This is a genomic window from Gordonia sp. (in: high G+C Gram-positive bacteria) (genome assembly GCF_049647785.1).
In the GTDB taxonomy this organism is placed as follows: domain Bacteria; phylum Actinomycetota; class Actinomycetes; order Mycobacteriales; family Mycobacteriaceae; genus Gordonia.
This window is the reverse complement of the sequence record NZ_JBARYI010000028.1, coordinates 42,779-55,649: the sequence shown is the minus strand read 5'-3', so window position 1 is coordinate 55,649 and position 12,871 is coordinate 42,779. Positions and strand designations below refer to the sequence as shown.

Annotated in this window: 12 protein-coding genes; 4 read left to right on the top strand and 8 right to left on the bottom strand. The window is 64.3% G+C overall.

Features of this window, described 5'->3' with window-relative positions:
- Nucleotides 1-95: 95 nt before the first annotated feature.
- Nucleotides 96-677, bottom strand: a complete 582-nt coding sequence (locus WBA38_RS03815; protein WP_424322081.1) for a hypothetical protein — start codon at nucleotides 675-677, stop codon at nucleotides 96-98.
- Between the two features lie 146 nt (nucleotides 678-823).
- Between WBA38_RS03815 and WBA38_RS03810 the strand changes: the two genes are divergently transcribed.
- The gene (locus WBA38_RS03810) at nucleotides 824-1,465 is read left to right on the top strand and encodes a YigZ family protein (RefSeq protein WP_424322080.1); all 642 of its coding nucleotides are present in this window, start codon (nucleotides 824-826) and stop codon (nucleotides 1,463-1,465) included.
- Between the two features lie 35 nt (nucleotides 1,466-1,500).
- Here WBA38_RS03810 and WBA38_RS03805 read toward each other — a convergent pair whose 3' ends face one another.
- The 3 genes from WBA38_RS03805 to WBA38_RS03795 all read right to left on the bottom strand — a co-directional run bounded on the left by WBA38_RS03805 (nucleotide 1,501) and on the right by WBA38_RS03795 (nucleotide 5,321).
- The gene (locus WBA38_RS03805; protein ID WP_424322079.1) at nucleotides 1,501-2,742 is read right to left on the bottom strand and encodes an alpha/beta hydrolase family protein; all 1,242 of its coding nucleotides are present in this window, start codon (nucleotides 2,740-2,742) and stop codon (nucleotides 1,501-1,503) included.
- Nucleotides 2,743-2,871: 129 nt separating this feature from the next.
- The gene (locus WBA38_RS03800; protein ID WP_424322078.1) at nucleotides 2,872-3,522 is read right to left on the bottom strand and encodes a response regulator transcription factor; all 651 of its coding nucleotides are present in this window, start codon (nucleotides 3,520-3,522) and stop codon (nucleotides 2,872-2,874) included.
- Entirely contained in the window at nucleotides 3,519-5,321 is a 1,803-nt protein-coding gene (locus WBA38_RS03795) for a sensor histidine kinase (protein ID WP_424322077.1), read from the bottom strand. Before WBA38_RS03795 ends, WBA38_RS03800 begins: the two co-directional genes overlap by 4 nt.
- Nucleotides 5,322-5,408: 87 nt before the next feature.
- On the opposite strand from WBA38_RS03795, the gene WBA38_RS03790 reads away from it, so the two are divergent.
- Both WBA38_RS03790 and WBA38_RS03785 read left to right on the top strand, forming a co-directional pair.
- The gene (locus tag WBA38_RS03790; protein ID WP_424322076.1) at nucleotides 5,409-6,722 is read left to right on the top strand and encodes a M23 family metallopeptidase; all 1,314 of its coding nucleotides are present in this window, start codon (nucleotides 5,409-5,411) and stop codon (nucleotides 6,720-6,722) included.
- Between the two features lie 120 nt (nucleotides 6,723-6,842).
- Nucleotides 6,843-7,625, top strand: a complete 783-nt coding sequence (locus WBA38_RS03785; protein ID WP_424296284.1) for a hypothetical protein — start codon at nucleotides 6,843-6,845, stop codon at nucleotides 7,623-7,625.
- A 67-nt stretch (nucleotides 7,626-7,692) separates the two neighbouring features.
- Here WBA38_RS03785 and WBA38_RS03780 read toward each other — a convergent pair whose 3' ends face one another.
- Both WBA38_RS03780 and WBA38_RS03775 read right to left on the bottom strand, forming a co-directional pair.
- Nucleotides 7,693-8,823 carry an alanine--glyoxylate aminotransferase family protein gene (locus WBA38_RS03780; protein WP_424322075.1) on the bottom strand — a complete coding sequence of 377 codons (1,131 nt, stop codon included), beginning with the start codon at nucleotides 8,821-8,823 and terminating at the stop codon, nucleotides 7,693-7,695.
- Between the two features lie 31 nt (nucleotides 8,824-8,854).
- Nucleotides 8,855-9,133 carry a DUF6953 family protein gene (locus WBA38_RS03775; protein WP_424322074.1) on the bottom strand — a complete coding sequence of 93 codons (279 nt, stop codon included), beginning with the start codon at nucleotides 9,131-9,133 and terminating at the stop codon, nucleotides 8,855-8,857.
- Nucleotides 9,134-9,271: 138 nt separating this feature from the next.
- Here WBA38_RS03775 and WBA38_RS03770 point away from each other — a divergent pair, with 138 nt between their 5' ends.
- Nucleotides 9,272-9,745, top strand: a complete 474-nt coding sequence (locus WBA38_RS03770) for an NADAR family protein (protein WP_424296279.1) — start codon at nucleotides 9,272-9,274, stop codon at nucleotides 9,743-9,745.
- A gap of 92 nt (nucleotides 9,746-9,837) precedes the next feature.
- On the opposite strand, the gene WBA38_RS03765 is transcribed toward WBA38_RS03770, so the two are convergent.
- Nucleotides 9,838-10,173, bottom strand: coding sequence for a CopG family transcriptional regulator (locus WBA38_RS03765; RefSeq protein ID WP_424296278.1), 336 nt, complete (start codon nucleotides 10,171-10,173; stop codon nucleotides 9,838-9,840).
- A gap of 89 nt (nucleotides 10,174-10,262) precedes the next feature.
- The gene (locus WBA38_RS03760) at nucleotides 10,263-12,860 is read right to left on the bottom strand and encodes a MucR family transcriptional regulator (protein ID WP_424322073.1); all 2,598 of its coding nucleotides are present in this window, start codon (nucleotides 12,858-12,860) and stop codon (nucleotides 10,263-10,265) included.
- Between the last annotated feature and the right edge of the window lie 11 nt (nucleotides 12,861-12,871).

Here is a 12,871-nt window from a genome sequence, read left to right as displayed (position 1 = left end):
GAGCTTGAGTCCCGCGGCTACATCTTTCGCGAGTCAGAAAATCTGCATGTGTTCATGCACTACGCGTACGGCGGCTACCTCGACACGTAGATCGTTCACGGTGCGCGATTTGCGATGGAGTTGGTCAGCACTGGTCGATCGGTAGACGTCGTCGAATTGAGGAAGGCCACAATCTCTTCACCAGCCTCATCGGAGTTGACGTCCCCGGGCACGGACACCGCAACGCGCTGGACGCATGGATGCTGCCCAAAGACATCCGAAGCGGCGGAAGTGGCGCTGATCGTGAGGTGACCGTCTTCGACGAGCCGAATGTCGATCAGCACCGCCGAACCCGTGGCCGACAGGCGTTCGTTGACGATGTCGCTGACGAGTTGGGCGTACGGGTCCACCGCGTCGAAGAATTCTGAGGGTGCGAGCGCATGTCGGTCGCAGAGGTGGGTGTGGTTGCGGCTGGCGTCGGGTGGAGGCGCATCGGCGTCGTCGCGCGGGGAACGATTGATGATGGCGTGCGGTCGCACGGTCGCGTGACGACGGGCCGAGGCGACAATCAGATCGCCCGCAGTGGAAGTGTGGGCCGGAAGGTCTGAGCTTGCGGACAGCGTCGGCGGGCCGACCGGAACGTGCAGAATGACGGGGGAGTTGGGGTCACCGGCGAGAATGGTTGCGCGAGCGAACATGTCCGGCCTTCCTCTGAGTACGAGCGCCTCCCGGGTTCTTACCGTTGCGGTTCGGCACGCAATCGCCATCGCGATTACAGGACAGGCAATCATGGAGGTACGACAATTTCCGTCGCCAACGACAGCAGTGAGAAGGGGAGGCCTTGATGCCCGGCGAACCCGCCACCTACCTCACGTTGAAGCGCGACGTCGAAACCCGGGAAATGCTTGAGGTGAAGCGGTCGAAGTTCTTGGCCGTCGTCCGTCGTGTCGACACCGAGGACGAGGCGCGCGAAATGATCGCCGACCTGCGAAGCGAGTTTCGCGATGCCCGCCATCACTGCACGGCATTCGTTCTGGGTGCGCGAGGTGAGGTCACGCGAAGCAACGACGACGGGGAACCGTCGGGAACCGCTGGCGCACCAATGTTGGAAGTGCTGCGCGGCGCTGAACTCAGCGATGTGTGCGCGGTGGTGGTCCGCTGGTTCGGCGGCACGCTCCTCGGTGCCGGCGGGCTGGTGCGCGCCTACAGCGACGCGGTGACGTTGGCCCTGGCATCGGCACCGGTGGTGCGGCGCGAGGAACGGATGCTGTCGCGGGTGAGTTTGCCGCATGCCGAGGCCGGTCGGGTGGAATCCGAACTACGGTCGCGCGGCATCGAAGTGCTGGACGCCGAGTACAGCGCTGACGTGTCGCTGCTGCTGGCGTCGACGAGCCTTGAACAAGTGGAAGTGGTTGTCGCTGAAGCGACTTCGGGGACATCCGCCGTAGAACCGGCGGGGACTCGGTGGATCGACCGAGCTCAGTAGCTGCGTCACCGGGGGCTTAACGCCCTGAAACAGCTTCACTGCACCGCGAGCGTTTCATCGAGCCAATCCAGCACCCGCTGATTGAGCAGCGACCGATTGCCCATCTCGCAGTGATCGCCAGCACCGTCCAGTGCCGCGGTGAACGTGAGCAACTCCTTCGGGCAAGTCAGGGCGTCGAAGAACTCGCGTGTGGTTTGGGCGAGGGGATCGTTCTCGGCCGACGTCAGCAGAGTGGGGCAGGTGATTTCGCCGACGCGATCCTTGATCGTGAACTCCGACAGCGACTGAAAGTAGGAGCGCAGGTCGCTGACGCCGTTAGCCCAAAACCCGCGTTGGACAATCTGCCAACGCATGATCCTGCTGTCGAGGACGTGCCGCATGATCTGGTTGAGAACAGCGTCGTCGAGCTCGGCAGGAGGCACTTGATCGCTCACACCGAAGGCGGCGAGAAAGGAGCCGACTGATTCGGAGATGTCCCACTGGCCGGGGTCCGCGATGCAGGCCGCGAGACGGGGCTCGCCCGACGCCGCGCGCGGCGCAAAGTAGCCGCCCAAACTCCAGCCGCTCAGGGCAATCCGATCAGCGTCGACGATGTTGATCGTCTCGGCATAGTCGATGACCGCCGAGATGACGGTCTCCCAGTCGGGGCGCAGCGGAATCCCGTGACGGTAGAGCATCTCGCCCTGTCCCGGACCGTCGAACATCAGCACGTGATAGCCGCGGTTCAGCGCGGCCACGCCCATGGCGAAGTAGATGTCGGTGATGGTCGCGTCGTAGCCGTTGTTCACGATCAGCAGCGGTCGTACTTCGGTAGACCGATGCGTCGCCGGAACCAGGTAGGCAGGCATGTCGTGGCCCTCGAACGGAATGCTCACCGCGCTGACGGGAGTCTCGCCCAATTGCATCGCCTCGTGGAACATCGACATCTGCGTGTCGAACGCCGCGAGCAGTCGCGGGTCGGTGGGTGCCCCGTAGATCGGGTGATAGGCCGCCCCATACATGCAGCTGGCACGTAGGAAACGGTCCCGAGCACTGTGCCGACGCCCCTTGGACAGGAGCGCTCGGGCGTCCGCTGCTTTGGCGTCACCCGAGGCGACGAAGGCGTCGTAGAACGCAGACTCGTCGCCGTCGTCGACAGCCTCGGCCACCGCGACCACGTCACCGATTTCCGCTCCGCCCGCCGCGATGAAGCCGACCGGCCACCGACCAAACCGGTCGAGGAAATCGGAATTGAACAACGCCTCGCGGCTCCGAGACACGACTGCGCTACTGCTCATCACTGAGTCCTTTCGGAAAGCCGAACCGTCGCCGACACCTTGATCGCTGGCGTCGACGCCGCTGTGACCCCAGTCTCTTCGCGACGGCACCGTTCAGCCATAGACCCAAGTCGCTTTCGGGCGAACCCGCTACTGCGCCAAGTACCGCACCACCGCCAGCACCCGACGGTGGTCGTTCGCATCGACCGGAATGCCCAGCGCGTCGTAGATGTGCGACGTGTGCTGAACCACCGCCTTCTCGGAAACCACCAGACGCGCGGCGATCGACGCGTTGCTGCGACCCTCGGCGATCAAGGCGAGGACCTCGATCTGTCGCGGAGTTAGACGGGCCAGTTGCCCGTCGACGAGTCGGGCACGGTTCACCATCACCTCAACGACCTCCGGGTCAATCGCGGTGCCGCCGTCGACCACCGTGTGCAGGGATCCGAGGAAGTCGTCGAGGTCGGAGATCCGCTGCTTCAGCAGGTAGCCGACCCGCTCCGACTGATCGGCCAGCAGTTCGGTGGCGTAGCGGCGTTGCACGTACTGCGACAACACCACCACCGCCACGTCCGGGTACTTCGCCCGAATGCGCGCGGCGGCCACGAGGCCGTCGTCGGCGTGGTTGGGCGGCATGCGGATGTCGGTCACGACGAGATCGGGTGGGCGGGCGTCGACGGCGGCGATCAATTCATCGGCCGAACCCACCGATGCGACAACGGTGAAACCGCCGCGAGTGAGCACCGACTCCAGACCTTGGCGCAGGAGAAGGTCGTCTTCGCCGATCACAACGCTGGTCACAGCGCCTCCGGTTGGTGTGTGCGACAAGGCAATTCGGCGCGCAGACGGGTGCCGTCGGCAGCGGTGCTGTGGACCTGGAGAATCCCACCGAGGGCGTGGACTCGGTCGGCCAGACCGTGGAGGCCGTGCCCGGGACGGGTGGCGGCACCGCCGACGCCGTCGTCGTGAACTTCGACCACCACCCGCTCGGCAACCCGACCAATCCGCACCGACATCCGCTGCGCCTGCGCGTGCTTGAGAGCGTTGGTGAGCCCCTCGGCGATGAGGAAGTATGCGGTGCTCTCGATGTCGGCCGACAGTGAGCCGTCGACGATCTCGGTGTGCAGCGCGGTCGGCACCGGCATCCGATCCACCAGATCCTCGGCGGCCGCGCACAGACCGCGCTCCAGCAGCGCTGGCGGCATCAATTCGTGGACGAAGGCGCGCAGCTCACCCGCGGTTTCGTCGAGCTCGCGGCGCAGGGCAACCACGCGGTCACGGTCGATGGGGGTGCTGCCGGTGGCGTCGGAGGCGATGCGCTGCGCCTCCAACGCCAGCAGGACCATCCGCACCTGAAGGCCATCGTGCAGGGCGCGGGCGACGCGGCGTCGTTCCTGGTCACCGGCCGTCACGAGGCGGGCCCGCGAGGTGATGAGCGCATCGCGCTGGGCGAGCAACTGCGCCGACAGCCGTCGTCGTTCCAAGGCGAGGGCCAGCACGCGGCCGGCGGCGCGAACCGGTTCCGGGTCGGCGATCAGGTACGAGTCGTAGACGATGACCCCGATGAGTTCGTCGGCCAGGGTGATCTCGATGTGGGCGCGATCGTCGGGCAGATCGACGACGACGCCGGTCTCGTCGACCCACTGGGCTTGCTCGGGGATCCAGTAGAGGACCTGGATTGAGTTGTCGCCGAGCGCCCGCGCCAGAAGTTCGGACGGCCTACGCGGTTCGCCGTCACCGAGTTGGGTGGCGAGCTCCTCGAGTTCGCCTTCGCGAGCGAAGCCGCCCCGCAGCATGGCCAACACAAAGGTCAGCGGCACCCCGGCGATCACCACAAACTGTACGACCGCCGCGGTGACCGGCCCGAACAGTGGCTCCAACAGCACCGGTCGCAGCGGAACGGACAGTAAGGCGAGCATCCCGTACACAAACAGCGGGATCAGCACCCGCCGGTGAGCGCTGCGGGCGCGGGCGACGCGTCGCGCCAGAATCACCGCGGAGGCCACGACGACGACAGCACCTGCCACACGCTGGAGCCACGTGCCGATCGACGCGGCAGGGTCGTCGAACAGGTATCGGGGTGCTTCCAAAACCAGCGACACCACATACGCTGCAACGACGACGACCCGCGAGGCTCGATCGGGGAGCCGACCCGATGGAAACGCCAGTAAGAGGTGGACCGTGACCGCCAGCACGAGCGTGGCGGTGACCGAGCCGACAGCCACCAGAGCGGGGATGCCGGTGTTGCCGAGAGTGCCGGCGAGGACGGCGAAGCCGCCGACGGTGACGATCATGCCCATCGGGTTTCCGGGGCGCCGCTGCCAGGCGAGTAGACCCGCGACGATGAAACACGCGAACGTGCCGATGATGACGAGATGCACCCACCACAGTGACCCCGAATCGGGGAGAGTAAGCGCCAGTTGCAGGGCACCCAGGCCCGCTGCGGAACCGCCGAGCATCAGGAGCGCGCGGTCGAGCGAGCGCATATGCGCTGTTCGCGAGGCCGATGCGGGGCCCATCAATTCGATCCGCTCATGGGGCCATCGTAAGTCGCCTGCATCGGTCGCGGTCGTGAGTCGGCGTGGCGGAACTGTACTCATTTGAGGACACTGTGCGTCGCCGGGACCGACCGACACCATGGGCCTGGGTCTATTCCTTTCACCGGCGGGGTCCGGAAGCATCGAGGCATGAGAATCAACAGGCATCGAACTCTGTTCGCGACCGTCGCGGTCGCGGCGGCATTGGCGCTCACGGTCGCTGGCTGCTCGAGCAGTGACGACTCGTCGGGTGACAACTCGGCGGGGGACAACTCCACCTACGGACTGCCCGCCAACGTAACCTCCGGGTTCACCGCGGTGACGGTCGAGAACCTGGGGTCGCCGACCTTCCCGTTTGTTGGCAGCGACGGTCGTGCCCATGTGGCGTACGCACTGCAATTGACCAACGCGGGCCTCGCGCCCGCCACGCTGACGAAGGTTGAGGTGGTGGACGCTAGCAAGCCGTCGGCTGTCCTCGCCTCCTACAGTGGGCCGGCATTGTCGGATCCGAAGTGCGAAACCGGCGAGTGCAATCGACTCCGCGTACTGCCGTCGACGCCCGCCCCCGACGCGGTGATTCCGCCCGGACAATCTCGGGCATTCCTGGTCGACTTTGCCGTCGACCAGGTGAGCGACGTGCCGCAGACGGTTCTGCACCGAATTTCGGCTAAGGCCTCGGCGAACCCGGGGCCCGGTGCGCCGGTTGACGTGACGTACACGGTGGCTCCGAAAGAGGTGGCCGCCGGTACCGCGCGGGTGATCTCGCCGCCGCTGCGCGGTACCAACTGGCTGGCCCAGAACGGCTGCTGCGGCACCGATTTCCCGCACGTCACGTCGCTGGCTCCGCTCAGTGGCGCACTGTCGAACAGTCAGCGGTTCGCGATCGACTGGATGCGGACCGACGATCAGGGTCGCTTCTACGACGGCGACAAGAACAACAACGACAGCTACCTGTCGTACGGTGAGAACATCTACGCCGTCGCTGACGGCACGGTGTCGTCGACACTCGACGACATGGACGCCAACGCTCCCGGCGTCTTACCCGCGTCAGACCCCGTGCTCGCGGCGAAGCTGACGATCGAGAATGTCGACGGCAACCACATCATCCTGGACCTCGGTAATGGGACTTGGGCGATGTACGCCCACCTGCAAAAGGGATCGCTGCAGGTGAAGGCTGGCGACAAGGTTAAGAAGGGGCAGGTGATCGCCAAACTCGGCAACACCGGTAACTCCAACGCGCCGCACCTGCACTTCCAGTTGATGAACGGCCCCGACCTCGCGGGAAGCGACGGCCTGCCATACGTGTTCGATACCTTCGACTACGCCGGTTACGTCGACCCCGCCGCCATCCGTGTCGCCGACGACTTCCTGACCGGCGACTACTTCGCACATCACTCGACCACCCCGCAGACCCGGACCGATCAGTTGCCGCTCAACGAATCGATTGTGAACTTCGCGAATTAGCTACGCGAAATTGGTTTGACGCCCTGTCCGAATGAGCGATGGTCGGACTTGTCAGAGGTGCTTTGTACTCTTCGATCGAGCGTCGCGGTTGTGGTGCCGCGACGGTGATCGGAGAGCCTGATGTCTAGTAAAAAAGCCGATTCGAACGACGGCTGCCTGGGGATGGGCGGCCTCATGCTGTTGTTCCTCGTGATCGGCGGCGTGATGATGATTCCGAAAGGCGTGTGGATCGGGCTGGGCGTCCTCGTAGGCCTGGCAGTCGTGGCATGGCTTGGCGTCATAGTTTTTCAAGAGGTCGATAAGCGGAAGCAAGTACGTTCGGTGGAGCTTGAGAAGCAACGGAAGGCCGCTGCTGTCGCGGAAAAGCAAGCGAGGACGGAGCGACTCGGGTCTGAGAATGCGCGGTCTGTCGACCTGGCGCGCAGTGCCGTCGAGCAGATCGTCGAATCCCGTGCGGCCCGCGAAGGGTGGCTGGGCGACGTTGACTTCGCCGCGGATATCGAAGGTATCGAATCGGACTTTGCGCGAGCGCAAGAACTCCGAATGGTCGCCAACGAGTTGAAAGATCTTCCGGAGCCGAGTCCGGAAGATCGACGACTGTTGGCCGATGCGGTCGCCGCGACAGACAGACTCGAAAACGCCGGACGGGCACGCGTCGCTCTGATCGCCGACTGTGCGCGGGAGGCTGCGCTCGTCGATGAATCTCTGAGTGATGAGGACCAACGAGCACGCACCGAAGAACAGCGTGAAGAGCTTCACCGCAGGTTGAGCACCATGCTCTACGGTGCGGAAGCTTCGGCAACCGAGTCACCGAGCGAAAGTGCCGCCGATCAAGTGTTGGCGCGCGTCGCGGGGTACCGGGAGATTAAGCGGCAGATCGCGGATACAGCTGGCACCGAATAGAGGGCGCTGAAAGTAGCGACGCAAAAGACCCGGGAGCGAACTCCCGGTCCCTTGCTACGTGAATTTGCTACTTGTTCAGCTTTTCCAGCGCGGCAGCCAAGCGTTCGACGGTTCCGTCGACGTCGGTCAGCTTGTCGACGCCGAACAGGCCGATGCGCAGCGACGAGTAGTCCTCGCCTTCGCCGCACTGCAGCGGAACGCCGGCGGCGATCTGCAGGCCAACTTCCTTGAACGCGGCACCGGTCTTGCGGGTGGCGTCGTCGGTGAAGGCAACGACCACAGTCGCGGCGTCGAAGCCCTCGGCGGCCACGGACGGCATGTCGTTGGCTGCGAGGAGTTCGCGGACGCGGGTGCCGAGTTCAATCTGACGGCGGCGCAGTTCCTCGGTGCCGAGGTCGACGGTCTGGCGCATCAGCTCGACGTTGTGTGCGAGCGAGTCGGTCGGCATGGTCGCGTGGTACGGGGCTGCGCCGTCGACGTACGAGTCGCTGATCGACAGCCACTTCTTCAGGTCCAGCGCGAAGCTAGTGGACGTCGAATTCAGCACAGCGTCGCGGCCGCGCTCGCGCAGCATGATGTAGCCGGCGCACGGCGTGCCGCTCCAACCCTTCTGCGGGGCGGTGAGGAGAACGTCGATGTCGAGCGCGGCCATGTCGACCCAGAGGGCGCCGGAGGCGACGCAGTCGAGGACGAACAGTCCGCCGACCTCGTGGACGGCGGCGGCCAGCGTCTTGAGGTAGTCGTCGGGCAGGACGATGCCGGAAGCGGTCTCGACATGGGGTGCAAAGACGATCTCGGGGCGCTGCTCGCGGATAGCGGCGACAACCTCGTCGATCGGTGCGGGCGTCCACTGTGCCTGGTGGGCGTCGCTGGTGGGGCGGGCCTGGCATATCGTGACCTGGTCGGTGATGCCGCCGGTCTCAAGGATCTGCGACCACCGGAACGAAAACAGTCCGTTGCGCACCACGAGGGCGCGGCGACCGGTCGCCAACTGGCGTGCGACGGCCTCCATGCCGTAGGTGCCGCCGCCCGGAACGATGGCGACGCTGTCGGCCTGGTAGGTGGTGCGCAGGATGCCGAGGAGCTCCTGCATGACGCCTACAAACCGCTTGGACATGTGGTTCAGTGAGCGATCGGTGAACACCACCGAGTACTCAAGCAGGCCGTCCGGATCAATGTCGTCATGAGGAAGAGTCACATATTTAGGGTCTCATATTGACCCCGACGGGTTACTCTGGGGCGGATTCGCCCTGGTCCGCCTCGGTCTTGTCGGACTCCTCGCGGACGTACCAGGCGCGGTCGTCGCGTTCCCATCCGATGGATCCGGCGTGCAGCTTGCGGAACTCGCGGAGCACAGGCTTGGCGATGGCGCGGTGCCCGTTCTTCTCGTACACGAACGCAGCCCCGAACTTCGCCTCGATGGCGTCGACGACGGCGACCTGCTCAACCGGGCCGGATTGCCGGATCTCGTCGACCATCCACTGAGCTACTTCTTGTTCCGTTGCCATGGTGTTGAGAGTAGTCAGGGGAAGGGGTGGGAGGGGAATCGAGAAGGTGGGGGTCGCACCGATTGACGGGCTTAGGTAGCGAAATCTGCTTGGCGTCGGTCGTCTAGAAATGTCAGACCCAGATGAGAGTCTCGTGTCATGACCGATGCAATCACCAAGTTCCGCGGAGACTACTTCTTCCTGTCGAACTTTTTCAGATGCGAGTTCGAGGTGCCGGGACTTGGTTACGTCCGGAGCGCCGAGCACGCCTACCAGGCATTGAAGACCGACGCCCTCGAGGCCAGGGCAGAGATCTTGCTAGCCGATTCGCCGCACGACACGAAACGCGTCGGCCGTGAGGCGCCGCTACGGGCCGACTGGGAATTTGGTGGACGTGTCGCGGCTATGCAGTCGGTGTTAGCGGCAAAGTTTAGTAGCCCGGACCTTGCCACTCGACTTTCGGCGACGGGACTGGTGCAACTCGTCGAAGGCAACGAGCACCACGACAACTTTTGGGGCGACTGCGTGTGTGGGTCGCCCGATTGCGTCGATCGGGGTGCAAACATGCTCGGCGAACTTTTGATGGTGATTCGGACAACCGCGACGTGGTCTGGCGACATGGCCCTTTGGTAGAGCGAATCGCGGACATCGATAACTCAGCCGTAGATGTGTCTCGGCGATGTTCTTGAGGTGAGGGCGTGGGTGGGCAATCGCGGCGTTGGGGACTAGCGCGACGGCCGTACGACAGCCATTTCGCGTAGGTGCGTCAGCGCCTCGATTGCTTCATCGATCGCGGCCAACGGGGAGTTGGGCGCGGCCTGAATCTGGGAGATCTGGGTGAGGAGGATATCGCGGGCAACAGTGGAAACCGGCAGGTCTCTGGCGCGTGCGAGGGCCTCAAGATCTGCGAGTCCGTCCTCGTTGAAGCGAACCTGCAGAGTCCGAGTGCGTCTACCGCCACGAGTGGTGACAACGTCGGTGCGCACCACGCGATCGGGTGACTCCTCGATATCGGCGGCTTCGGCGAGTGCCTGCTCAAGGCGGTTGCGAGATTTGCTCATCATCTACTCCGCTGTGTTGTCATGGCTCTGCGCTCGGAGGTGGACAGTCCGAGTGTTTTGCGCCCGCAATACAGAAGTGAAGGGCTCGATCATCTGGGCTTCCCCAACCCCTTCGGCACGCGCAACGACAGCGACACATCGTCGTCGAGATCGAACTGTTTGCGATAGGAGGCGCTGGTGAAGGGAACGCCGTTGGCGTCGTTGTGGAGGGGAACATGCGAGGCCAGGCCCGCAAACCACAGGCCACACACGTGACACTGCAAACGGTCGTGGCTTTCGGCAAGGAATCCCGGCTTGCTCACGGTCATCGATTGCGTGAGTGGCCAGTCGGGGCCGCAGTTCTCCACCAGATACGACCACACTTCTTCGCGTCCACTGCCGATCTCGTCGGCCATCTGAGCCACGCCGTCGAACCGCTTCACCGCCGCCACCATGAACGACTCCCACGACCCATAACCCGCAGCCTTCACACGATTCAGCATGCGTTCCCTCTTGGCCTTCGACGGGACTGCGATCGCCGACTTCGGGGCCAGTCCATGCTGTTTCCGATAGGTCACCGCCGTGAACGATTCACCGTCCGCACCTGAGTGAAGCTTCACGTGTGGGGCCAAGGTCTCGAACCACAATCCGCAGTCGTGACACTGCACGCGATCTCCATCAGAGGCCAGGAAACCGTCGCGACTCTCGCGGTAGGGAAGCGTTGCTGCCCATGGGTCGTCGGACTTGAGCGAACGAGCAAACTTGATGAGGGCCTCACGTTTGACGCCCATCGCCACAGACAATTCGGCAAGGCCGTCGTGATTGCGCGCGGCAGCAACCAGGGCATCGTCGAACGACGCGAACCCAGCATCGGCAATTCGCGCTGCCCAGACATCGTCGTACCCGGCCCACACCGAACGCAGCGAACTTCCCTCGGGCAGTCCGTGTCGACGCTGATAGTTGAGCGTTTCGAGGTGCCTGCCGTCCGACCCCCGATGCGTACGAACGTGCTGGTCGAGCGCACCAAACCAGAATCCGCACTCGTGGCACTGCGCGCGTGAGCCGTGCGCGCCCAGGTGCCCGTCGACGCTCTCCATGATTGGACGTGCCGCATTCCACGCCGAATCAGGAAGGTCAGCAAGAGCTTCAAGGACCGCGAACTCTGACATTCCGAGATGCTCGGCCAGCTCCGCCGGATTCAAGTACTCGGTGGCCGCGAAGGCGAGTGCGTCGCTCCATGTCGCGAACCGGGACGACAATCCCAAACCATGCGCCCGCTGATACGACTCGTACGTGTACGACACATGATGGCTCAAGCGGGTGAACCACAAGCTGCACTCGTGGCATTGGGAGTAGTCGCCGTCGGTGGCCAACGTGCCGGGCACGCTGAGTTGAAACTCGCCGACGGCAGCCCGCACCGCCGCCGGGTCGACGGCTTTCAACGCATTGCCAACGGCATCGCTGCGGGCACCAAGTAGGTCGCCGAGCTCGGCGAGACTGATACGGGCCCGTGCCGCAAAGGCCACCACATCGGGCCACGAGTCGAATCCGCCGATCGCTAAGCGCTGCGACCAGTGACTGCTCGGCCGATCGTCGGCCCCGGAAGTGCTCAGTCGAGTGTCGTCGTCGAGACCGTGCCGTTCCCGGTACGACGCGGGCGTCAACGGGTCCCCGGCATCGTCGCGATGACCGGTCAGATGTTGGCTGAGGCGTTGGAACCAGATGCCGCAGTCGTGGCATTGGAGGTGGTGACCGTTGTCCTCAAGATGGCCGTAGGTGCTCAACCGGAACTCAGCGGTGGCCACGAACGGGTCGACGGGGTTGTCGTCGGTGACGAGTCGGATGACGTCCTCGCCGCGAATATCGACGCGCTCACCCATCGACGCGGTCGTCTGCCCGCTGGTGACAGCCCACCGAACAAAGGCGGTGATGTCGTCGAACCCGGCGAATTGGATCCGCTCGACGATTTGCGCGAACGGGGAGCCCGTCAGCTTGGAGTCCGTGATGCCGCGACGGTGGGCGGCAGCGATGCGGGCGGCATGGTCGAGTTGCCAGTCGGGGTCGAGTTGATCGAGTCGGTCCTTTGCGGCGAGCGGTGCATCACCACTCTTGAGATGACCGCGACTGGTGTTCAGCCATGCGGCGAGGGGACCGGTGGCATCGAGAAGAGTGCCGGTGTCAGCGACATGCGCCTCGGCGAGAGCGAGCATGCGTTGCCACTTTGGTGGGAGAACGGTGCCGACTGCCATGCCAGCATTGCGTGTTTCTTGTGTCGTCACGCCAATCCGTGCGGCAATGTCTGGCCACGTCTTGTTGTTGTCTAGGGCCCAGTCGACGGCGTCCTGCCACGACGACCATCCCGACGCACCGAGCCGCTCTTTCCACAGTGTTCGGGCGCGGGAGTCATATTCGACGGCGACGTCCCCGTCCTGCGGGTAGGTGCCAGCCACAAACTTGTGGGTGTTCAGCGGGCCGGCCTGATCGATGCGCTGTAGAGCATTGGCGCGGGCCCGGACCTGCGTCTCGTCGGCCACCAACGACACTTCCGGTGCCAGGCCCCACTCTTTGCGATAGGCGTCAGCGTTCGATCCGTGGGTATGTCGAATGTGGCTGTCGAGCGCGGCAAACCACTCGCCACACTCGTGACACTGCACCCGATGACCGTCGGACGCTAGCGTCCCGTGGACTGACTCGAAGGAAGGGCGCATAGGGGGACGTA

Coding starts and splice junctions, on each gene's coding strand:
- WBA38_RS03815 (WP_424322081.1), bottom strand. CDS start 677: ATGTTCGCTCGCGCAACCATTCTCGCCGGTGACCCCAACTCCCCCGTC.
- WBA38_RS03810 (WP_424322080.1), top strand. CDS start 824: ATGCCCGGCGAACCCGCCACCTACCTCACGTTGAAGCGCGACGTCGAA.
- WBA38_RS03805 (WP_424322079.1), bottom strand. CDS start 2,742: ATGAGCAGTAGCGCAGTCGTGTCTCGGAGCCGCGAGGCGTTGTTCAAT.
- WBA38_RS03795 (WP_424322077.1), bottom strand. CDS start 5,321: ATGAGTACAGTTCCGCCACGCCGACTCACGACCGCGACCGATGCAGGC.
- WBA38_RS03790 (WP_424322076.1), top strand. CDS start 5,409: ATGAGAATCAACAGGCATCGAACTCTGTTCGCGACCGTCGCGGTCGCG.
- WBA38_RS03785 (WP_424296284.1), top strand. CDS start 6,843: ATGTCTAGTAAAAAAGCCGATTCGAACGACGGCTGCCTGGGGATGGGC.
- WBA38_RS03775 (WP_424322074.1), bottom strand. CDS start 9,133: ATGGCAACGGAACAAGAAGTAGCTCAGTGGATGGTCGACGAGATCCGG.
- WBA38_RS03770 (WP_424296279.1), top strand. CDS start 9,272: ATGACCGATGCAATCACCAAGTTCCGCGGAGACTACTTCTTCCTGTCG.
- WBA38_RS03765 (WP_424296278.1), bottom strand. CDS start 10,173: ATGAGCAAATCTCGCAACCGCCTTGAGCAGGCACTCGCCGAAGCCGCC.
- WBA38_RS03760 (WP_424322073.1), bottom strand. CDS start 12,860: ATGCGCCCTTCCTTCGAGTCAGTCCACGGGACGCTAGCGTCCGACGGT.